The sequence below is a fragment of the Martinezella multihospitum genome, from assembly GCF_900094585.1.
GTDB lineage: Bacteria > Pseudomonadota > Alphaproteobacteria > Rhizobiales > Rhizobiaceae > Rhizobium > Rhizobium multihospitium.
The window spans coordinates 221,642-243,816 of record NZ_FMAG01000004.1 but is presented as its reverse complement, the minus strand read 5'-3'; the positions used below and the strand labels follow the sequence as shown (position 1 = coordinate 243,816).

18 protein-coding genes are annotated in these 22,175 nt (G+C 60.0%); 14 read left to right on the top strand and 4 right to left on the bottom strand.

What is annotated here, in order from left to right:
- Window positions 1-3 precede the first annotated feature (3 nt).
- The 6 genes from glxR (at window position 4) to GA0061103_RS17275 (ending at window position 8,692) form a co-directional block, all read left to right on the top strand.
- Entirely contained in the window at window positions 4-888 is an 885-nt protein-coding gene (gene glxR / locus GA0061103_RS17305; RefSeq protein ID WP_092713215.1) for a 2-hydroxy-3-oxopropionate reductase, read from the top strand.
- A gap of 14 nt (window positions 889-902) precedes the next feature.
- Window positions 903-2,171 (top strand): glycerate kinase type-2 family protein, encoded by a 1,269-nt coding sequence (locus GA0061103_RS17300; RefSeq protein WP_092713213.1) that lies wholly within the window; start codon window positions 903-905, stop codon window positions 2,169-2,171.
- A gap of 551 nt (window positions 2,172-2,722) precedes the next feature.
- Window positions 2,723-3,190, top strand: a complete 468-nt coding sequence (locus GA0061103_RS17295; protein ID WP_092713211.1) for a putative pterin-binding protein — start codon at window positions 2,723-2,725, stop codon at window positions 3,188-3,190.
- Between the two features lie 11 nt (window positions 3,191-3,201).
- Window positions 3,202-5,604 (top strand): putative bifunctional diguanylate cyclase/phosphodiesterase, encoded by a 2,403-nt coding sequence (locus GA0061103_RS17290; protein WP_092713209.1) that lies wholly within the window; start codon window positions 3,202-3,204, stop codon window positions 5,602-5,604.
- Between the two features lie 511 nt (window positions 5,605-6,115).
- Entirely contained in the window at window positions 6,116-6,871 is a 756-nt protein-coding gene (lepB, locus tag GA0061103_RS17280; RefSeq protein WP_092713205.1) for a signal peptidase I, read from the top strand.
- A 192-nt stretch (window positions 6,872-7,063) separates the two neighbouring features.
- Entirely contained in the window at window positions 7,064-8,692 is a 1,629-nt protein-coding gene (locus GA0061103_RS17275; protein WP_141694439.1) for an MFS transporter, read from the top strand.
- 3 nt (window positions 8,693-8,695) lie between these two features.
- Here the strand turns inward: GA0061103_RS17275 and GA0061103_RS17270 are convergent, their stop codons facing one another.
- Window positions 8,696-9,505: an AraC family transcriptional regulator gene (locus GA0061103_RS17270; RefSeq protein ID WP_092713203.1), complete on the bottom strand. Its 810-nt coding sequence runs from the start codon at window positions 9,503-9,505 to the stop codon at window positions 8,696-8,698.
- Between the two features lie 106 nt (window positions 9,506-9,611).
- On the opposite strand from GA0061103_RS17270, the gene GA0061103_RS17265 reads away from it, so the two are divergent.
- Window positions 9,612-10,796 (top strand): MFS transporter, encoded by a 1,185-nt coding sequence (locus tag GA0061103_RS17265; protein WP_245304779.1) that lies wholly within the window; start codon window positions 9,612-9,614, stop codon window positions 10,794-10,796.
- Window positions 10,797-10,855: 59 nt separating this feature from the next.
- On the opposite strand, the gene GA0061103_RS17260 is transcribed toward GA0061103_RS17265, so the two are convergent.
- Window positions 10,856-11,416 carry a DsbA family protein gene (locus GA0061103_RS17260; protein ID WP_092713200.1) on the bottom strand — a complete coding sequence of 187 codons (561 nt, stop codon included), beginning with the start codon at window positions 11,414-11,416 and terminating at the stop codon, window positions 10,856-10,858.
- Window positions 11,417-11,812: 396 nt separating this feature from the next.
- Here GA0061103_RS17260 and GA0061103_RS17255 point away from each other — a divergent pair, with 396 nt between their 5' ends.
- From GA0061103_RS17255 to GA0061103_RS17235, 5 genes are all read left to right on the top strand, one after another.
- Window positions 11,813-12,907: a hypothetical protein gene (locus GA0061103_RS17255; RefSeq protein ID WP_092713198.1), complete on the top strand. Its 1,095-nt coding sequence runs from the start codon at window positions 11,813-11,815 to the stop codon at window positions 12,905-12,907.
- A 209-nt stretch (window positions 12,908-13,116) separates the two neighbouring features.
- Window positions 13,117-13,386, top strand: a complete 270-nt coding sequence (locus GA0061103_RS17250; RefSeq protein ID WP_092713196.1) for a CopG family ribbon-helix-helix protein — start codon at window positions 13,117-13,119, stop codon at window positions 13,384-13,386.
- On the top strand, window positions 13,386-13,661 hold the full coding sequence (locus GA0061103_RS17245) for a type II toxin-antitoxin system RelE/ParE family toxin (RefSeq protein ID WP_092713194.1): 276 nt from the start codon (window positions 13,386-13,388) through the stop codon (window positions 13,659-13,661). The genes GA0061103_RS17250 and GA0061103_RS17245 overlap by 1 nt, the downstream gene beginning before the upstream one ends.
- A 160-nt stretch (window positions 13,662-13,821) precedes the next feature.
- Window positions 13,822-14,679 carry an AraC family transcriptional regulator gene (locus GA0061103_RS17240; RefSeq protein WP_092713192.1) on the top strand — a complete coding sequence of 286 codons (858 nt, stop codon included), beginning with the start codon at window positions 13,822-13,824 and terminating at the stop codon, window positions 14,677-14,679.
- Between the two features lie 99 nt (window positions 14,680-14,778).
- Complete coding sequence (locus GA0061103_RS17235) at window positions 14,779-15,654, top strand: NmrA family NAD(P)-binding protein (protein WP_092713190.1); 876 nt, start codon at window positions 14,779-14,781, stop codon at window positions 15,652-15,654.
- 50 nt (window positions 15,655-15,704) lie between these two features.
- On the opposite strand, the gene GA0061103_RS17230 is transcribed toward GA0061103_RS17235, so the two are convergent.
- Both GA0061103_RS17230 and GA0061103_RS17225 read right to left on the bottom strand, forming a co-directional pair.
- Entirely contained in the window at window positions 15,705-16,763 is a 1,059-nt protein-coding gene (locus GA0061103_RS17230) for a sensor histidine kinase (RefSeq protein ID WP_092713188.1), read from the bottom strand.
- Window positions 16,747-17,439 carry a response regulator gene (locus GA0061103_RS17225; protein WP_092713186.1) on the bottom strand — a complete coding sequence of 231 codons (693 nt, stop codon included), beginning with the start codon at window positions 17,437-17,439 and terminating at the stop codon, window positions 16,747-16,749. The genes GA0061103_RS17230 and GA0061103_RS17225 overlap by 17 nt, the downstream gene beginning before the upstream one ends.
- A gap of 239 nt (window positions 17,440-17,678) precedes the next feature.
- On the opposite strand from GA0061103_RS17225, the gene GA0061103_RS17220 reads away from it, so the two are divergent.
- Window positions 17,679-18,863 carry an efflux RND transporter periplasmic adaptor subunit gene (locus GA0061103_RS17220; protein WP_092713184.1) on the top strand — a complete coding sequence of 395 codons (1,185 nt, stop codon included), beginning with the start codon at window positions 17,679-17,681 and terminating at the stop codon, window positions 18,861-18,863.
- A gap of 7 nt (window positions 18,864-18,870) precedes the next feature.
- Window positions 18,871-22,035: an efflux RND transporter permease subunit gene (locus GA0061103_RS17215; RefSeq protein WP_092713182.1), complete on the top strand. Its 3,165-nt coding sequence runs from the start codon at window positions 18,871-18,873 to the stop codon at window positions 22,033-22,035.
- The last annotated feature ends 140 nt before the right edge of the window (window positions 22,036-22,175 follow it).

Sequence of the window (22,175 nt, the reverse complement as noted above, 5' to 3'; positions counted from 1 at the left end):
ACCATGGCACATATCGGATTCATCGGCCTCGGCATCATGGGAACCCCCATGGCGCGTCACCTGCAGGATGCCGGCCACATCATCATCACCTCAAAGTTTTCCATTCCGCCGCGCCAGGAGCTGCTCGATAACGGCCTGCAATTCGTCGAAACGCCGAAGGCGCTCGCCGAAACCGTCGACACCATCATTCTGATGCTGCCGGATACGCCCGAGGTCAAGGACGTGCTCTTTGGCGAGAACGGCGTTGCCTACGGCCTGTCCAAGGGCAAGCTCGTCATCGACATGAGCTCGATCTCGCCGATCGAGACCAAGGAATTCGCCAGGAAGGTTCGCGAGACCGGTGCCGAATATATCGATGCGCCCGTCTCCGGCGGCGAAGTCGGCGCCAAGAACGCTTCGCTTTCCATCATGGCCGGCGGCTCTGAAGCCAGCTTCGAGCGGGCGTTGCCACTTTTCCAGCTGATGGGCAAGAACATCACCCTCGTCGGCGATTGCGGCGATGGCCAAGTCACCAAGGTCGCAAACCAGATCATCGTCGCGCTGACGATCGAAGCGGTGTCCGAAGCCCTCGTCTTCGCCTCCAAGGCCGGCGCCGATCCCGCCCGCGTGCGCTCTGCCCTGATGGGCGGCTTTGCTTCCTCGCGCATCCTCGAGGTGCATGGCGAACGCATGGTCAAGCGTACCTTCGAGCCCGGATTCCGCATCTCCCTGCATCAGAAGGATTTGAATCTGGCCCTGCAGGGCGCCAAGGCTCTCGGCGTTTCGCTGCCGAACACCGCAGCGACGCAGGAGCTCTTCAACCAGTGCGCCGCCAATGGGGACAGCGGGCTCGACCATTCCGGCCTCGTCAAGGCGCTGGAGCGCATGGCGAACCATCCCGTTGCCTAACATGTGAGAAACCGATGCCTGATATCGCCGATCCCCGCGCCTTTCTGGAAAAACTGTTCTACGCGGCGGTCGCTGCCGCCGATCCGGACAAGGCGCTTGCCGCCCATCTGCCGGAAAAGCCGAGGGGTCGGACGGTGGTGGTCGGCGCCGGCAAGGGGGCGGCGCAGATGGCACGCGCCTTCGAGCGTCTCTGGGATGCGCCGCTGTCCGGTGTCGTCGTCACGCGCTACGGCTATGCCGTACCGTGTGAGCGTATCGAGATTCTCGAAGCGGCTCACCCTGTGCCGGACGAAAGTGGCCTGCACGCATCAGATCGATTGATGGCAGTGGTAAGCGGTCTCACGGAAGACGATCTGGTCGTCGCCCTCATCTGCGGCGGCGGCTCGGCATTATTGCCCGCGCCGGCCGGCGATCTCACTCTTGCCGACGAAATCGCCGTCAATCGGGCCTTGCTTGCCTCCGGTGCGCCGATCGGCGCCATGAATGCCGTGCGCAAGCAGGTCTCGCGCATCAAAGGAGGACGGCTGGCGGCCCTTGCCTATCCTGCAAAGGTCGTCTCTCTCGTCGTTTCCGATATCCCCGGCGACAACCCCGCCCTGGTCGCCTCCGGCCCAACCATTGCCGACGGCACGACCCGCGCCAACGCGCTTGCGATCATAGAACATTATGGTCTCGATTTGCCTGACGCGGTGATGCGTCATCTCGAAGATGGCAGGGATGAACCGCCCCTGCCCTCGGACCCTCGTTTCGCCCGCAACGAGGTGAAGCTCATTGCTTCGGCGGCCATCGCGCTGGATGCCGCTGCCGATGTCGCCCGCAAGGCCGGCGTCGAGACCATCGTGCTTTCCGATGCCATAGAAGGCGAAGCATCGGAGGTCGGCCGCCAGCATGCGGCGATCGTAGCCAAGATCCGGCAGCGGGGTCTGGCGTCGCAAGACTCCATGCTCCTTCTGTCTGGCGGGGAAACCACGGTAACGCTCAAGGGCAAGGGCAAAGGCGGCCGCAACAGCGAGTTCCTCCTGTCCTTTGCCTGCGCCATTTCCGGCCAAAAAGGCATTTCAGCGCTCGCCGCCGACACGGACGGCATCGACGGTTCCGAAGACAATGCCGGTGCCTTTGCCGACGGCGCCACGGTTTCGCGGCTTGCCGAACTCGAAAAAAATGCGTCCGAATTCCTTGATCGTAACGACAGCTGGTCGGCCTTCGCCGCTCTCGACGACCTTTTCATCAGCGGCCCGACCGGCACGAACGTCAACGACTTCCGCGCGATCCTGCTGCAATAGATCATCGCCGCCTGCTAATCGAGCGACTCGGAGAATACGCTGCCGATGGCGTGACGCATTCTGTATTGAGCGGCGCGGTTAGAAAGCGTATGAATTCATTAGAAAGCCGAACTATTTTTCTTGCTGGCAAGGCCAACCGCTGCGGGCAAGCCGGGGATCGTATCTATCATGAATTTGTTGCACTTCCTCATTATCGAGGAGTAGCAAAGAGAACGCGCTGTCGCGCCAGTCACTTTTGATCCGGTCACCGCACGTCTTCGGTATGATTGATGGGGAGATGAAATCGCAACGCCCTTACAGCCGCCGAAGCTGCCGAGAAAATCCATATCGGCATCCGTCGACTTCATAGCAAAAGTGCAGATCAGTGGCACGTAACCTGGATCTTACCGAGCTGAAAATAGATCAGCGAGTTCCGACAAATGCTACGCCCAATCTTGAGCTGTTAAGTTTGTTTCCATTGCCCTGTGGAACTTAACCGATCTTTAACAGCCAGTTGTGCAGGCTGGAGATAGAACGGGCAAGGCCCATACCCCGAAAGCATCGGACCCTCAATGCGTCTTCTTGCCTCAATTATTTTCGCAGTCCTTACTGCGTTCGTCGCGCCCGTCCTGGCGCAGGACGTGCCGTCGGTGACGATTACCGGCTCCTCGGGCTCGGTGACGTTCGATCGCAATCAGCTTGAGGCGATGGGCCTCGTGTCGATCAAGACTTCGACGCCCTGGAATGACGGTGTCGTCAACTTCGAAGGCGTGCCAATGGCGCTGTTGCTTGAAAAGGCCAAGGCCCAGGGTGCGACGGCCACGGTCATTGCCCTCAATGATTATAGCGTCGATATCCCGACCAGCGATTTCACCAAGTTCGGCACGATCCTCGCCGTCAAGCGCAATGGCGCATATATGCCTATCGACGATCAGGGTCCGTTCTTTGTGATGTATCCATTCGACAGCAACCCCATCCTGCAGGGACAGCCCTATCACGGTCGTGCCGTCTGGCAGGTCAAGGCAATCTCCGTGAAATAGCCCCGGGCCGCATGCGCTACCTCCGCACAGCGCTGATCATTGTGATCCTGGGTTTCATCACCTCGGCGATCTATATTTCCGCCTTGGTCTTCCAGCGCCAGACCGCCCTGCAAGATGTCGGCTTGGGCAATATCACCTGGACGATAGCCCAAGCTCCGAGTGAGTTCACCAGGCTCGAACAGCGCGTCAGTGCCATGGGCATGAACGATGGCCAGGTCGATGCCCATGAGGTCAGGCTACGCTTCGATATCGTCGTCAATCGCCTCAAGACCCTTCGCTCCAACGGGGTCGAGAAGTTCGTACAATCCAACCCGCATATCGGCGAGACCCTCGACGACCTCGAAGAGGCACTCAACCAGACCCGGCCACTACTTAGCCAGCTTTCAGTGCCTGGAACACCGGCGCGGATCCTTGCGATCCTGGAGCCGATCTATCCGAAACTGGCTCGGCTCTCCAGCGACAGCAACATGTGGTATTCGGCACGCATTGCCGAAGATCGGCGCGGCCTCCTCGGGCTGCAATTGGCCCTGACCTGGGTCACTGTCGGCATGCTCATCGGCGGTTGCCTGCTGATTCTGCTGCTGCTTATTCACAATGGCCTTCTAGGCCGGGCGCAGAAGATCCTCCAGGCCAAGGAGCAGACCCTGGCGATCCAGAATGCCCGGTTCGATGCGGCAATGGAGGCCATGTCGCTCGGTCTCTGCCTGCTCGACGACCAATATCGCGTCATCGTTCACAATCCCCGTTTCCTGGCCCTGTTCGGTCTGGACGAAGTCCGGGCGAGGATCGGCACCCCCTTGGCTGATCTCATCGCGCCCGAATTGCTGCCTCCTGGATTATCAACCAGCGGGCCGCGCGGCGTTGCCGGCGATAAGGCCCGTGTCCGGAACGACATCGCCGTGCTCAGCGACCATATCCATCATCTCGCGAACGGCATGGTGCTGGCCGTATCGCACGAACCGACGGGTGAAGGCGGCTGGGTTTGCACTTTCGAGGATGTCAGCGAGCGTCATCGCGCGCAGGATCGTGTGGTGCATATGGCCCATCACGACGCGCTGACCGACATGCCCAATCGGTTGCTATTCTGGGAAAGCGTCGGTCACGCGCTGCGCGGATTGGCGGCCGGCGGCCAATTATTCACCATACTCTATCTCGATCTCGACCGCTTCAAGGAAGTCAACGACACGCTGGGCCACCCCGTCGGCGACGTGTTGCTGCGCAAGGTCGCCAGGCGGCTGCGCAACACCGCGTCACAGCATGACATCGTGGCGCGATTGGGCGGTGATGAATTTGCCGTACTGCATCGGTGTCTGGATTCCACACTCGACAGTGCCCGCGACCTGTCGGAGCGCCTCATTGCCAACATCAGCCGGCCTTATCGCGTCAACGGCAACGAGATCGTTGTCAGCACCTGCATCGGCATCGCGGTCGCACCACGCACTGGCGGTGATACCGGCCAACTGATGAAGAATGCCGACCTGGCGCTATACCAAGCCAAGGCCGATGGTAAGGGAATCTACCGCATCTTCTCCCCGCAGATGGAAGAGGAACTCCAGAACCGGCGTAATCTGGAGGCGGATATGCGCCACGGCATCAAGCTTGGGCAATTCGAGGTTCACTATCAACCACAGATTTCGCACAAGACCCGCAAGATCGTTGCCAGCGAGGCGCTGGTGCGTTGGCGCCATCCTGAGCGCGGGCTGATCCCGCCCGTCGAATTCATCCCGCTGGCCGAGGAAACCGGCTTCATCGACACGCTCGGAAAATGGGTGCTGCAACAGGCATGCGAGGACGCCCTTAACTGGCCCGAGGACGTGCGCGTTTCAGTCAACCTCTCTCCAGTTCAGTTCCGTCAGACGGATCTGGTCGATATGGTCAAGAGCGTACTGGAATTTACCGAATTCGATGCGCGGCGGCTGGAGCTGGAAATCACCGAGTCGGTACTTTTACGGGACAATGCCGCGAACATCGAGGTACTGAACCGGCTGCGTTCGCTCGGCTTGACGATCGCGCTTGACGATTTCGGCACCGGCTATTCTTCGCTGAACTATCTGCAGCGCTTCCCCTTCGATAAGTTGAAAATCGATCGCAGTTTCGTACGCGACCTGGAAAACCGGCCCGACAGCTTTGCCATCGTCCAATCCATCGCTACGCTCGGTCGCAATCTCAAGATGCTGACCACGGCGGAGGGTGTCGAGACGCAGACCCAGCTCGACATGGTCATCAAGGCCGGTTGCTCGGAGAGTCAGGGCTATTACTTCAGCCCACCTGTCCCGGAAGCCGAATTCCGCGCCATGATCGGCCGGAAGAACAGCGATACCAGCGGAGCCTCAAACGATCGAAGCCCCAAACCTGGCAGAGACAAAAGTTCTGAGAAGGCTGCAGACGCTGATTCTGCGGACGGGCAATATTAGCCCATCCTCGACTGCACGGCCTTGACCTGACGGGTGAGTGACGAGCTCTCGCAGAAAGCGACCTGCCGTTCAAAACTGATGCCAATATCGAGGGGTGCGTCCGACGACGAAGGATGGGGGCAGTCGTCGGACGCTGCACTGTCCGGTCCGAGGGTGGCATTCAGACCGGTAATTAGAATATTAGCATCTACCGTAGATTTAAGTGAGCTACCCAATTGGATTGGAAGGCGGATAGGCAGCGGCAATCCTTTTGTGTTGATGATGCTACACCGATCCATCGCAGGTTCGGCAAGGCCGGCGGCGCCTTCATTGTCTTCGAATAGAATAATTATTTTCGAAGCTAGGCTGATGACCGCCCGCTCGACATCATTTCGCACTTGTCTTTGCCGCCCTACGCGCAATCTTGACGCCTCATATTCGGTTCGTGACCTGCGAGGACAATGTGAGTTTCTCTTTTCGCGGTAGAGTGCTGGTAGCGGGATTGTCGGTTCTCCTCATCGCGGGAGAGGCTATGGCGGCCGATGACGCACGCGAACAAGAGTTCATGCGATTTATCGGGCCAGCCTATCCGCTTCTTCTTGCGAAGGCAGGCCTGTGGAAGACAAATCCGGCCGAGATGCAGGAGCTGGCCAGCAAGGCAGCCAGGGCGCTATCGGCTGTGGCCCCAGCTGATTGCGACGCTGCCGGCTTCCAGCGCGATTTTTGCGGCATGTCCATGCGAACGATGCCTTCATCCTCCATGGCGCCGAGCATCCAGGAAACGGAAGTCTTGATGATGAAGCCTTACAGAGACACGGCGCCCAAGCGTGGTGACATCATCGTGTTCTTCAGCAAATATTACGCCTCTCCGGACAAGCCGGTCTTGTACGTCAGCCGACTGATGGGTCTTCCCGGTGAAAAAGTAGAATTGCACGACGGTACGGTTTTCGTCGACGGCAAGGCCTTTGCGGCTGCGCCGACGGATCGCACGATGACGGATCTCTTCGGCAATACGGCTCGAATTCTCGAGGAGACGACGTCGGAGGGCCGGCGATATCGGACCGCAATGACGGATCAAGCGATCGCCGGCCAGGATGAAGCAGGTCCATTCGAAGTGCCCGCGGGTCATTATTTCGTGCTTGGCGACAACAGGCACAATTCTGTCGACAGTCGTTTTCCAGATCAGTTCGGCGAAAACGGATTCGTTTCTGCCAAGGATGTTTCCGGGAAGGCCGCGGTCATCTTCGTTTCTCCCGACCCTGATCGAATTGGCACGTTGCTCGAGTGAAAATCGTTCTTTGCAGTCCGAGGCTTCGCTCATGCAATTGCCGAATTCCGCCTTTATTGGCGAGAATATTATTCCAAAATCGTTTCGGAAATTAGCAAATCACTATAGGCTCGATTTCGACTCGACTGCGCTTACGCTTTGAGCGAGCTCACTGCGCCGCCGGGCAAGATAATCCTGCGAAGAAAAGCCGACATGCCCAATAGACCCTCTCCGCTCGTCGCGTTCCAGTCGAAGACTTTCCGCTCTCTCTGGTCGGCAACGCTCATCTCCAATCTCGGCGGATTGGTCGAAGGCGTCGGTGCCGCGTGGTTGATGACCAGCCTTGCGACATCACATGGCATGGTGGCGCTGGTTCAGTCCTCCACCACCCTGCCCGTCATGATCTTCTCGCTTGCGGCCGGAGCACTGGCTGACAATTACGACCGCAGGCGGATCATGCTGATTGCGCAGACGTTGATGCTCTCAGTTTCGGCGACGCTGGCGATCCTGTCCTACAGCAATGCATTGACCCCGTGGCTTTTGCTCTGCTTCACCTTCCTGATCGGCTGCGGCGGCGCTCTCCACAATCCGTCATGGCAGGCGTCGATGGGCGATGTCGTGCCACGCGAGCACCTGCCGGGTGCGGTCGCGCTCAACAGCATGAGCTACAACCTCATGCGCAGTATCGGGCCGGCGATCGGCGGCGTCATCGTCGCGGCCGCTGGTGCGGCCTTCGCGTTCCTCTTCAATGTCTTCTGTTACTTCGCCCTCATCATCACCCTTTGGCGCTGGAAGACCGCGCCCGCTCGCAATACGCTGCCGCGCGAGCCGTTCGGCAGTGCCATGTCGGCGGGCTTTCGCTATGTGCTGATGTCGCCGAACCTTCTCAAGGTCATGTGCCGCAGTTTCGTCTTCGGCTTGACGGCGATCGTCATCCTGGCGCTCCTGCCCCTCGTGGCGCGCGATCATGTCCACGGCACGGCGATCACCTACGGCATCATGCTCGGCTTCTTCGGCTTCGGCGCCATCTGCGGCGCGATGCTGATCGGCCGCATCCGCGATATTCTGAGCAACGAATGGGTGATCCGCGGTGCCTTCCTCACATTGGCGGTGAGTTGTTTCTTACTTGCCCTAAGCAACCAGGTATGGCTGAGCTGTCTTATTCTCATGCCGGCCGGCGTCGCCTGGGTGCAAGCCTTCTCGCTCTTCAATGTCACGGTTCAGCTTTCCACGCCGCGCTGGGTGGTCGGCCGCGCCCTGTCGCTCTATCAGACCGCTACCTTTGGTGGTATGGCGGTCGGAAGCTGGCTCTGGGGTGAACTGGCGGACTCCCATGGCGTCACGGGCGCGCTTTTCATCGCAAGCGTCGGCCTGGCAATAGGCGGCCTGCTTGGCCTGTTGCTGCGCCAGCCGGATTTCGAATCCCTCAATCTCGATCCGACGAACACCTTTAGTGAACCACAGCTCCAGCTCGACCTGCGTTCCAGAAGCGGCCCCATCCTGGTCATGGTGGATTACGATATCGATCAGGAGGATGTGGCGGAATTTCTAGCCGTCATGGCCCAGCGCCGCCGGATGAGAATCCGCGACGGGGCAAAGCAATGGTCGCTGTTACGCGATCTGGAAAAGCCGAATACCTGGACGGAAAGCTACCATCTGCCGACCTGGATCGATTATGTCCGCCACAGCCAGCGCCAGACGCATGCCGATGTCGAGGTCGCCGAACGCCTGGACAGATTGCACCGCGGCGACCGCCCGCCTGTCATTCACCATATGATCGAACGGCAGACGGTACCCAGGCACGACGACATGCCGTTGAAGCCCTATCTCGACGCGACATGACGTTCACGGCTGCAGACCTGCGCCGGCGGAATCGCTTCCCGCGTGCTGGCGCGCCATTTCGCGCGGCGAATAACCGAAGGCGCGCTTGAACATGGTCGTGAAGGCTGCCGGGTTCTTGTAGCCAAGGTCGATCGCGATCGTCGTCACCGGCACGCCGGCGACAAGCCGCGGAAGCGCGGCATGCAGGCAGGCCTGCTCCCGCCATTTGACGAAGCTCAGCCCCGTCTCCAGGCGAAACATGCGGGTAAATGCGCGGCGGCTCATGCGCATGTGGCTTGCCCATAGATCGATCGTATCATGCGTCGTCGGCTGCCTGAGAAAGTCCTGGCACTTCTGAGCCAGCGTCCTGTTGCGCGGGATCGGCAGGGACAATGGCAACGGCCTCAACCTTGCCAGTTCGTGCAGAAGCAATGCCATCAAGGCGCCGGCCCGATCATTCACGTCGTAATCGACCGGAATATCGACGGCTTCGGCAAGGAGCGTGCGAAGCAGGGGCGAGATTTCGACCACCTGGCAATGATCCGGCATCGTCTTGATCGCTTCGGGCTCAAGGTAGAGACTGCGCATGCTGACCTTGCCGAGCATGCGCACGCTATGGATCACGCCCGGAGGGATCCACATGCCGCGCTCCGGCGGCATGACGAGCGTGCCGTCAGGCGTGGTCACGACCACTACGCCGGAAAAGCCGTATAGCAACTGGGCGCGGCGATGCTGGTGCGGTTCGACGCGGTGGCCGTCGCCATATTCATTGCCGAGGGCAATGAGAGGCCGGTCGACATCGATGAACGGATCTATGCGGCTGTTCCTGACCATTCTGGCCCAGTCTCGTAAGAATTACGCCTTGTCGCGGTAGCGGGCGATGGTGTTTTCCAATATCAGCACGGCAGATCATTGAAAAGTGAGAGCCATGAGCCAGGTCATGAACCCGCCCCGCGCGGCCACGACGATATATCCGGTCCTGATGGTGGCCAGTCTCGGCCATTTCATCAACGATGTCACCCAGGCCCTGCTGCCGGCAAGCTATCCGGTGCTGAAGACGGGCTTTGACCTGAGCTTCTCTCAGCTCGGCGCGCTGACCTTCGTTTATCAGATCACCGCCTCGATCCTGCAGCCCTTCGTCGGCTGGTACACGGATGGACGGCCGCAACCCTATTCATTGCCGTTCGGCATGGTGTGCAGCTGCGCCGGCATGATCACGCTTGGAACGGCCTCGAACTACCCGATGCTGCTGATGGGGGCGATGCTGCTTGGCCTCGGCTCTTCAATCTTCCACCCGGAAGCATCGCGGATCGCACGCCTGGCATCGGGCGGCAAGCATGGCTTCGCCCAGTCGGTGTTCCAGGTCGGCGGCAATTTCGGCTCCTCGCTCGGTCCGCTGCTCGCCGCCTTCTTCATTCTTCCGCATGGCCAGCATGGCATGGCAGCGCTTGCAAGCCTGGCATTCGTCGGCATCCTCATCCTCGGCGGATTGGGCCGCTGGTATCAGCTGAATGGCAGCCATCTGCGTGCGCCGGCAAAATCCAGCAAGCCCCATAAGGCGCTGAGCCTGTCACGCGCCCGCGTCGGTCTTGCCATTGCCGTCCTGATCGCCCTGATTTTCTCGAAATACTTCTATCTTGCGAGCTTCACCAGCTACTACAATTTCTACCTGATGGCCCGGTTCGGCGTGACGGAACGGACGGCTCAGCTCTGCCAGTTCGTGTTCTTCGCCGCGGTTGCCGTCGGCACGATGGTCGGCGGCCCCGTGGGTGACCGGATCGGCCGCAAGAAGGTCATCTGGGGTTCCATTCTCGGCATCCTGCCCTTCACGGTCGTCCTGCCCCATGCCAATCTTGAAACGACGATCGTCCTCAGCGCAATCATCGGCACGGTCATCGCTTCCGCCTTTTCGGCGATCGTCGTCTACGCCCAGGAACTGCTGCCCGGCCGTGTCGGCATGGTCTCAGGCCTGTTCTTCGGCTTCGCCTTCGGCATGGCCGGTATCGGCGCTGCAGCGCTCGGCGTGCTCGCCGATCATACGAGCATCGAGTTCGTCTTCGAGCTCTGTGCCTTCCTGCCGCTGATCGGACTTTTGACGATCCTGCTGCCGAACGTAGAGGATTGAGGGCACTCTGGAACGGCAAGGCCCGTGAATGGAAACATCGTCGCCTTGCCGTCTACCTTTCACGAGGCGGAGATTTTCCTCACCCAGGCTTCGACGTCATCGCCGCTGCTCATGTCGGCCTGTACCAGCCCGTCGATCATAAAGGTCGGGGAAACGTGAATGCCGTTCTGCCGGGCATATTTGCAGTGCCACTTGGTCTCGCGGTCGAGATCCGGAATGGCAAAAGCCTCCTTCAACGCGACACCGCTGTAGCGCTCCAGCCGCTCGATCAGCTCATTCGGCGTCACATCCATATTCGGCCCGCCCGCGTGATGGGCGAATTCGAACTCTTCGCGGTGCGCGCCGATCGCGGCCATCACCTTCCTTGCGGTTTCCCTGCCTCCAGCAAGCGTCGAAGCGGCAAGGATGCAGCGCACCAGAACACCCGAATACATATGCCAGGGTTGAGACTGCAAGCGGATCCTAATGGTGACCCTATCCTCACCGGCTTGTGTCAGAAAGGCATCAAGCTTATTGAAGGCCCTGACCGAGAATGGGCAGGTCGGTTCCAGGAAAACCTCGAAAATGCGAGGCCCATGACCCCAGCTTAGCGGCTCCGCATGCCAGGCGGCATTGGTCATATTGATATCCTTCTTCGATCTCGAAATCCCGTATGGACGCGAAAGCTAAAGCATGACGCACAAAAGTGTGCAGCGGTTTTGTGACACGACATGTGCAAGATCAAAAGTCTCAAGAGCGAGAAGCGAATCTGCAAGATCACAACGCGCTCTGGACGGGCTCGTCCGCACCGGTCAACGCTGCGATACAAAAAGGTCACACCCATCCGGGTTTGCTGCCGGCATCATCATGAAATCGTCGAATGGCCTACAACCGGGTATTGAGCTGTCGAGCAGAGTGCCTATTTCCTCGCGCTGCAGATGTGGGCGCAAAGTCGGACCCCCCAGGATTTTGCGAGGCCGCGCTTCGCTTCCTGCTTTGCGGATGCCTACACAACCACTCGGAGTTCCAGGCAGACAATGACATTCCCGACGATCAAACTTCCCGAGAGAGCCCTGACGCTTGCTCAGAACCTTATTTCAATGCCAAAGGCCGTCTATTTCTCCCTGCCGATCCTGATCGGCCTGACCGTTTTCATGGCTGTCTCCGAAGCGCCGGGCATATTGAGGGATTGGACGATCAGCCAAAATCCCGTCAAGCTCATCAACGGCGATATCCGCGATGGAAAATGCTCGACCCGAAAGGGCTTCTTCACCACTTGCGAGGCGCACCTCAACTACGCCTACAATGGCCAAATCTATGACAAGGATGTCGAGATCATGTTCGTCGACATCCATGCCGGCGACTATGACACGGACCTCGTCATCTCCGGCGATCATCCGGACTTGGCGACCCTCAGCCTCGGGCTGGATATGCTCTGGAACCGGATCATAACGCTTGCCGTCTTCGTCGCCCTTCTTGGTGGCGCCGGCATCGCCATGATCTTCCAGATCCTGCGTGTCTGGCGTGTCCGTGGGCAATTGCACCGGGCCGCTCAGCTCGAGCCGATCCCGGTGGAAATCACCGCTTTCCAGCGGCGAGGCAAGCGGTTGACGATGACCTATACCGACAAGATTGCCGGCAGAAAAACCGGGCGAGCCGCCCATACGAACTTCGAGCCGGGACAGGAACCTCTGGTCGTCGGTGCAAAGGACGGCAAGGCCGTGGCGCTTGCCGTCTGGCATGGAAATACGGCTCTCCCGGTACTTTTGGACAACCGACTGGAGCGGATCGACATGACCGCGCAAGAGCGCGCGAGCATTCTCGCCCCGCTGACGGCAGAGCTTGGCGGACAGCCGCTGGAGCTCGTTGCCCAAGGGAAGAAAGGACCGTCCGTCATGGCGCGGCTCGCCAGGGTTTTCCTGGTCATACTTCTCTTCATCGCCGGCATTTTCGGCTACTGGGTCTGGTATGTGACCAGCGCCGACTCGCAGTTCACCTCGCCCGCCATGGATCTCAACAATATGATGCCGGCACCTCTCAACCGCTGGGGCTGCGATCAGTTGAAGAAGCGCTTCGGTGATCAACGGGCGCCCTTCGGCTGCACCGCCTCGGACTATACGAGCTGGAAGTGATGTTCGATGTGCAGCGATGGACGCGGGTTCATAAGTAGGCCGCGTCCTTTGCCTGTTCATCCAAGATCTGGAGATGGCAGGGGCTCGCGGTGAAGGAAGTCCGGTCACCGCTATATGCAGTGATGCAATGTCCCTTGCGTGCCGTTGATCGATTCAAAATTAATCACTATGATTAGAAATAAATCGAACCTCTCAGAAAGGATGATCGTGTGGCAAACTCGGCGACCAAAGTCTTGACTGCACATGTACCGCTTTCGCTGGCCGAAAAACTCGATTTGATGGCCGAGAGGCTCGAGCGTTCCCGCGGCTGGATCATGAAGCAGGCTCTGACCGCGTGGCTCGACCAGGAGGAAGAGCGCGAGCGGCTGACCCGCGAAGCTCTCTCCGACGTCGACGATGGCAATGTGATCGACCATCAGGCCGTGCAGGCATGGGTCGATAGTTTAAGCACTCACGATCCATTGCCGGCTCCACGCTGATGGAAGCAAAATGGACCAGCAAGGCACTATCCGACCTCACTCGCCTGTATGAATTTCTGGCCGCTGTTAACAAGCCGGCGGCTGTTCGCGCGGTGCAGTCTCTGACCAAGGCGCCGACCATTCTGCTGGCCAATCCGCGAATTGGAGAAAGGCTGTTCGAATTCGAGCCCCGCGAGGTCCGGCGGCTCCTCGTCGGCCACTACGAGATACGCTACGAAATTCAACAGTCGACGATCTACATCTTGAGGCTATGGCACACCAGGGAAGATCGGTAGCTGGCCTTCCCGTCAACCGCGACGACTTTGAGTAAACGCCGAACCGCCTGCATAGGCACCGATCCGAGGATTGGCTCGACCGGAGACGCCGGTCTCCCTATAATCCTCCGATCGAGGTCGCCTCCAATCCGGGCGATAGATTTGGCAGAAGCACGCAATCATGGACCAGTTCAACAGTGCCGCCACGACGCTTCTCTCCAGCAAAGATCGTGGCTGGAAAGGCTTGGAGGCGAACCTCCTTCGTATTCAAGCTGGCCGCACCCATGTGCCTGGTTCGCAGACGCATCGGCTCGGCATTCATTTCGGGCGGGCCGTGAATGCTTTTTGTGAATGCGACGGCCGTCAGCACCGGCGTCGGCAGGCGCATGGCGATATCGATATCGTCCCTGCCGGGCTGGACGGCTGGTGGGAGGATGATGGTGACTGCACCATTCTGCGGCTGACTATCCAGCAGGAACTCCTTCAATCGGCCGCGGAAGCACTCGGCAGAAATCCGGATACCGTTTCTCTGGCACCAAAATTCCAGCTTCGGGATTCCCGGATCGAATCGATCGCCTGGGCGATCAAGGCCGAAATCGAATCGCCGGTTCCGTCGGACAAAACCTATGCGGAAGCGCTGGGATTGGCGCTGGCGATCCGCCTTGTGGAAGACGGCGAACGGACTTCGGTCAGTATAGCCGCGACAGGCGCCACTTTGATAAACCGCCATCAGCGATGCCTGGTGGATTTTATCGAGGCCCATATCGATCAGTCGCTGTCCCTTGCCGATCTCGCCGCAACGGTTGGTCTCAGTGTATCGCATTTGAAGCCACTCTTTCGCGCCACTTTCGGCATGCCGGTTCATCACTATGTGCTGACGCGCCGGATCGAGCGCGCCAGATTGCTCATCCTCTCTACCGACCTACCGCTTGCCGAAATCGCTTTGGCGACGGGGTTTGCCCATCAGAGCCACATGACGCACTGGATGCGGCGCATCCTCGGCCTCACCCCCGGCATGCTGAGCCGAATGCATTCATGACTTCGATTGTCGTCCAAATCTGCAATTGACCATCCGGACCTGTGCGATGCGGCAGGCATAGATGGCTAGGCTGCAGGAAAATCGACAGGAGAAGATGCAATGCACGCAATTCTGGGCGCCAACGGCAAAGTTGGCCGCACGACCATCGCCGCCCTGCGCAAGGCCGACGTTCCGGTCCGCGCAATTCTGCGCAATGGCTCGAAAGCACAGGAATTTTCGGATCTCGGCTGCGAGATCGCCATCGCCGATATACATGACCATCAGGCACTGGCGACCGCATTCAAAGGGGCTAGCGCCGTCCAGATCATCTGTCCGGTCGATATTCGCGCCCCGCAGGCAAATTCCAGCATGAGACGACTGGTCGATTGCCTTGGCGAGGCCCTGGCAGCCGTCAAGCCGCAAACCGTTCTCGCCATTTCCGACTATGGCGCACAGCATAGCTCTGGCACCGGCGTCACCTTGATCTTCCACGCCCTCGAAGCACGGCTGCGTCAGCTGGAGGCCAGAAGACTTATCCTGCTGCGGTCGGCCGAGCACATGGAAAACTGGGCACGTCTGGCAAAGGTGGCGGCAGAAAGCGGCCGATTGCCGAGCTTCTATCATCCGCTGACCAAGCTTCTCCCGACCATCTCCGCCTACGACGTGGGCTCGCTCGCCGCCGAACTGCTTCTGGAAAAGCAGGACGCCGCTCTGAGGGTCGTCCATGCCGAAGGCCCCCGGCGCTATACGCCGAACGACGTTGCGGCCGCCATCGGTTCGCTGACCGGTCATGATGTCGTTGCCCAGCCGCTTCCCGAGACCGAGTGGCAGGCCGCACTCACGCGGGCGGGCCTATCCGAAGACTACGCGCAACTTCTCGTCGAGCTTTACACTGCCCATAATGCCGGCCGAATAGACGCTGAAAAAGATGTCGGCGAAATCCGTCAAGGCCGGAGCGAGCTGGCGGAGGTGTTGCAGCGGATTCTCAACGCATAAGGCCGTCTCCACATGCCTGGAACAGGCCGGTTGCCGCCCTCCACGCGGTTTCAGCTGCGCGGAATCGTGAGAACGACGGTCGTGCCGCCGCCCTTGCGGCTGTCGATCGTCGCATGGCCGCCATGCGCCTCGGCTATGGCCTTGACAACGGCAAGACCGAGGCCCGACCCGCCGCCTCTTCGTGTTCTGGCATCGTCAGCTCTCCAGAACCGCTCGAAGGCCCGTTCACTTTCCGCAGCCGTCATGCCCGGACCGTCATCCGAGATCATGATGACGCACAGATTATCAACTGCTTGCGAGGTCGCCTGTAGCGTCGAGCCCGGAGCGTAGCGTACGACATTGTCGATGAGCGCAAGCACTGCCTGCCGCATGCGCGCCCGGTCGGCAATGACAGGCATCTTCTGCAAATCGGTTTCGATCCTGATATTGAGGTTGGAAAGCGTCGGCATCACGGAAGCGATGATCTCTCCGATTTCCTCTCCGACGTCGAAGCGCGATTGCTGCAGCTCCATGCGTCCGGCATTCATCAGCGAAAGCGTCCTGAGGTCGTCGACGATACGGGTCAGCGCATCGATATGTCCGATCAATCCCCGGAACACCTCCTGGCTCGGTTCGAACACCCCATCCGCCAGCCCCTGCATGCGGCCGCGCAGGATCGTCAGCGGTGTACGCAATTCGTGCGCGATCGCCGAATTCGAATATTGGAGCTCCTTTTCCGCTCTTTGCAGCTCCTCCGCCATCCGGTTGAAATCGTTGATCAGACGGTCGGCTTCGCCGAAATTGCCCTCGCCGGTCGCCCGGCCGGCGAAGTCTCCATCTGCAATGAGGCGCGCAGCCTCCGTCACCGCCGTCAGAGGCTTGACGAGGCGCCGGGCAAGCCGCCATCCGACATAGGCACCGACCGCCTGGCCGATCGCTACGTTGATGCCGAGGACGACGAAATCGCTAACGGCCCAGTCGTCCGAATAGCCGGAATTCTTGAACAGCCAGTCGTAAAGGTAGCCGTAGATCAGGAACCCGAAGAACATGACGGACAGGGCGACGAAGGCGACGATCGTCGTCGACCAGATAATTTGCCTGTTAAGGCTGTTGCTAACCGAAGTCGCCAAGGCGGTAACCCACTCCCCTGACGCCGTTCAGAAGGTCGCCGACACCGGCGGCATCCAGCTTGCGGCGAAGTTTGCTCATGTGGCTGTCCACGGTGCGGTCGAGCGCATCGCCTTCGGGAAGGCAGGCATCGACGATTTCACCGCGTTCGAAGGCCCTGTTCGGGAAGCCGGCCATGTATTCGAGGATGCGGAATTCGGTTCGCGTCAGGTTCAGCAGCAAACGGTTCTCGCCATCCTCGACGACAGCCATATGCGCAACCGGATCTATGGCGAGCCGGCCGACCCTCAGCACCTTGTTCGTCGCGCTTCCCGTCGCCCGTCTCAAGATCGCCCGCGCCCGCGCGACCACTTCGACCGGGTTGAACGGCTTCACCACATAATCGTCGGCGCCGGAGCGCAGCCCATGCAGCTTGTCGAGATCGTCGGCAAGTGCCGTGACCATGATGACGGGCGTATCGCCCCTTTGGCGAATGGTGGCAAGTACCGTGTGACCGTCGAGTTTCGGCAGCTTGATATCGAGAACCACGAGATCCGGCCTCAGCCGCTGATGATGAGAAAGCGCGATCTCTCCATCCGCGGCCGTCAGCACGCGAAATCCCTCGCGTTCAAAATAACGCTCGAGAATGTCAGAGATTTCCGGCTCATCTTCGACGATCAATATCAGTGCATTTTCCATCCAGGGCTCCTTCACCGGAAAGAAACGTCAGACAAGGCCTGCACGTCAATATTCCTCTGCCCTCGTCCATGAAACCTCCACAAAACGTCGACCAAAGAACAACAATCCCAATGTTTGCTTAGGCTCGGACGAAAGTGCCACTCGCGCCCGGCGTTGAAGCGGCCTCTTTCGGATAGGTTCATGCCGTCAAGACGCGGAGCTACGATCCCGGCGCGTCACGGTCAATTGGGAATACATCTATGCAATCTGCATTCGAACTGCCTTGCTGGAAGGCAATATTGGCGGCAACGGCGATGCTCGCGCTGGTTTCCGGCCACGCATACGCGCAGGAGAGCGGCGAAATGCCCCCGCCCGCCGTCGGTGTCCTGCAAATCAAGGCGCATCCGGTGCCTGTCATGAGCGAGCTCCCCGGACGCATCGCCGCGACCAGGATCTCCGAGGTGCGTGCTCGCGTCTCAGGCATCCTCCAGGAGCGCATCTTTCAACAAGGCAGTCTCGTCCATCAGGGCGACGTCCTTTACCGGATCGACCCGAAACTGTTCCAGGTGCGGGTGGCGAGCGCCAAGGCGGCCTTGCAGAAGGCAAGGGCCGTGCAGGCCAATGCCAAGCAGCAACTGGAACGCCAGCGCTCGCTCCGTGAGCGCAATGTCTCGACGGCCGTCGACTACGATACCGCCGCGGTCAATCTTGCACAGGCCGACGCCGATGTCGCAGCCCAGGAAGCGGTACTCGACGAGGCTGAGATCAATCTCGACTATACGCAGGTGCGAGCGCCCATCACCGGCATCATCGGCGGCGCCCTCGTAACCGAGGGTACACTCGTGACTGCCGAGGGCGCCTCCAACCTCGCCCTCATCCAACAGATCAATCCGGTCTATGCCGATTTCACGCAATCCGCGCAGGACCTCCTGGCCCTGAAGCGCGCCGTCAGCGAAGGCAAACTACAGAGCCCGGCGCCCGGACAAGCATCCGTCGAGCTCGTGTTCGACGGTGGAAAGAGCTATTCCAAGCCAGGCAAACTGCTGTTTTCGAACGCGAATGTGGACCCCAATACGGGACAGGTCACGCTGCGTGCGGAGTTTCCCAATCCCGATGGCGATCTGCTGCCGGGCATGTATGTCCGCGTGCGCATAGAACAGGCCGTCCAGAAGAGCGGCATCACCATTCCGCAAAGGGCGGTGACGCGGGACGCCGAAGGCAATCCCCAGATTTTCGTTCTCTCTGCCGATCAGACGGCGCAGGTGCGCAAGATCGTTCTCGGTGGGTCTCTTGGCACCGAATGGATCGTTGTTTCCGGCCTGAATGACGGCGAAACCATCATTGCCGAAGGGGGCCAGAAGGTCGCGCCCGGCGGCAAGGTCGCCGCCGAGCCATGGACGCCGCAAAACGCCGAGCCGAACACCTCAGACCAGGCCGCAAAGTAATCAAATCATGGCACAGTTCTTTATCAGGCGACCCGTCCTCGCATGGGTCTTTGCTTTCTTCATCATGATCGCGGGGATCATTACAATCCCTGTACTGCCGGTGGCGCAATATCCCGCCGTCGCTCCGCCGCAGCTCTCCATTTCCGCCTCCTACCCCGGCGCTTCCCCGCAGGAAATCTATCAGGGGGTGACCCGGCTGATCGAGGAGGAACTGAACGGCGTCCATGGCATCGCCTATTTCGAGTCGACCTCCGACAATTCCGGCTCGGTGAGCATCAATGCGACCTTCGTCTCCGGGACCGATATCGGCAAGGCGACGGTCGACGTCCAAAACGCCGTTCGACGCGTCGAGGCGCGGCTGCCGCAGGCGGTCCGCACGCAAGGCATTCAGGTCGAAGAAGCAAGCGCCGGCTTCCTGCTGATCGCAGCCCTGACTTCGACCGACGGCAAGATGGACGAGATCGCGCTTGGCGATTACATCAACCGCAATATCCTTGGAGAGCTGCGCCGCTTGCCGGGCGTGGGCCGGGCTCAGGTCTTCGCCTCACAGCGGGCGCTGCGCGTCTGGATCGATCCCGACAAGATGGTCGGCCTGCATCTGACGGCCACCGACATCAGTACGGCGATTGCCGCCCAGAATGCGCAGGTCGCAGCCGGCCAGATCGGCGCCACGCCCAATCCGGTCAGCCAGGATCTGACCGCGACCGTGATCGTCGAAGGCCAGCTCAACAGTGCGAAGCAATTCGGCGACATCATCCTCCGCGCCAATCCCGATGGTTCGACCGTGCGCCTGCGCGACGTCGCCCGCGTCGAGGACGGTGCGGAAACCTATTCGACTGCAAGCCGGCTCAACGGCAATCCGAGCGCCGGCCTTGCCATCCAGCTTTCTTCGACAGGCAATGCCGTCGCCGTCTCGGGGGCCGTCAAGGCGAAGATGGACGAGCTGTCGAAGTTCTTCCCGAAGGGCGTCGAATATTCGATACCTTATGATACCAGCCCCTTCGTCAATGCCTCGATCGAGAAGGTCGTGCACACGCTCATCGAGGCGATCGTGCTCGTCTTCATCGTGATGTTCGTTTTCCTTCAGAACTTCCGCTACACGGTCATCCCGACGCTCGTCGTGCCCGTCGCTCTGCTCGGAACCTGCGCCATCATGTATGCGACGGGATTCTCCATCAACGTGCTGACCATGTTTGCCATGGTTCTGGCGATCGGCATCCTCGTCGACGACGCGATCGTCGTGGTCGAGAATGTCGAGCGCATCATGGCCGAAGAGGGTTTGCCGCCGAAAGCCGCGACGCAAAAGGCGATGAAGCAGATCACCGGCGCCATCCTCGGCATTACATTGGTGCTGTCCTGCGTCTTCATTCCAATGGCATTCTTTCCGGGAGCTTCCGGCATCATCTACCGCCAGTTCTCGTTGACCATGGTCGTCTCGATCATGTTCTCGGCCTTCCTCGCGCTGTCGCTGACACCGGCACTCTGCGCCACCTTCTTGAAGCCGATCGACGGAAATCATCATCAGAAGAAAGGGCTCGGCGGCTGGTTCAATCGCAAGTTCGACGGAATGACGGCGGGCTACACCAAGACCGCAGCCGGCCTTGCGTGCCGGTCGGGACGCGTGATGGGCGTCTATCTCGCGCTCGTCGTCGGCCTCGGCTATCTTTTCGTCAACTTGCCCGGTTCCTTCGTGCCGGAGGAAGACCAGGGCATCCTGATCGTCGACATTCAAGGGCCGCCGGAAGCAAGCGCCAACCGCACGATCGCATCGCTGAAGCAGATCGAAACGATTTTCAGAGCAGAACCGGCCGTCGAGAACATCTTCGCCGTCCAGGGTTTCAGCTTCTCAGGAAACGGCCCGAACTCGGCCATCGCCTTCGTGACGCTCAAGGACTGGAGCGTGCGGCCGGCCGGCAGTTCGGTGCCTGAAATCGCCGAGCGCGTCAACGCACAGTTCGCCGGATTGAAGGATGCCACCTCCTATGCGCTCTCGCCGCCGCCGATCGACGGTTTCGGCACGACGAGCGGTTTCTCCTTCCGGCTCCAGGATCGCTCCGGGCGTGGACAGAAGGCGCTGAAGCAGGCCGGAGACGAGCTGATGGCGAAGGCGGCCAAGAGCAGCGTGGTGACGAATGTCCGCATCGAAGGGATGCAGGAGGCTGCGCAGATCATGCTTGCGATCGACCGCGAGAAGGCAAATACCTTCGGCGTCGGCTTCTCCGACATCAACGATGCGATCACCGCGAACCTCGGCTCTTCCTATATCAACGACTATCCGAACGCCGGCCGCATGCAGCAGGTCATCGTGCAGGCGGATGGCCGCAGCCGTATGCAGGTGGAGGACATGATGAAGCTGAACGTCCGCAACGCCAGCGGCGGAATGGTGCCGCTCTCGTCGTTCACGACCGCCGACTGGCGCAAGGGCGATCCGCAGATCGTCGGCTACAATGGTTATCCCACGATCCGCATCACCGGCGAGGCAGCCGCGGGCAAGTCTTCGGGTGCTGCGATTGCCGAGATGGAACGCCTCGCATCCGAACTTCCGCAGGGCTTCGGCTACGAGTGGTCCGGCCAGTCGCGCGAGGAAATCGCCTCCGGCAGCCAGGCGCCGATCCTCTTCGCCTTCAGCATACTCTTCGTCTTCCTGCTGCTTGCAGGCCTCTATGAGAGCTGGTCGATCCCGCTATCGGTCATGCTTGTCGTCCCACTCGGCATTATCGGCTGCGTGCTGGCGGCGATCCTGCGCGACATGCCGAACGACCTCTATTTCAAGGTCGGGCTTATCGCAATCATCGGCCTGTCGGCTAAGAACGCCATCCTGATCATCGAGTTCGCGAAGGATTATTACGCTCAAGGCAGATCTCTATTCGAATCGGCGATCGAGGCAGCCCGTGTCCGCTTTCGTCCGATCGTGATGACGTCACTCGCCTTTACGCTCGGCGTCGTGCCGCTCGCCATCGCGACAGGCCCTAGTGCTGCCAGCCAGAACGCGATTGGCACAGGCGTCCTCGGCGGCATGATCTCTGCGACAATCCTCGCCGTCTTCTTCGTCCCGGTCTTTTTCGTCTTTGTGCTGTCCCTCCTCCGGACCAAAAGACCGGCCGAAGAGAAGGGTGCGGGCGCCGACGTCCCGTCCGCACCCACCCTCACTCCTGATCCGGATAAGGTGTGAAGGGGATTAAAGAGTGGAAGGGGGCTGGAAATGATTCAGGCCCCCTTCCGTTCGTGACCAATCAGGTCTGTTAGAAGCTGCGCTGGAAGCGCAGGATACCAGCCCGCGGATCCTGCTTTACAGAATCGAAGTCGCTGTAG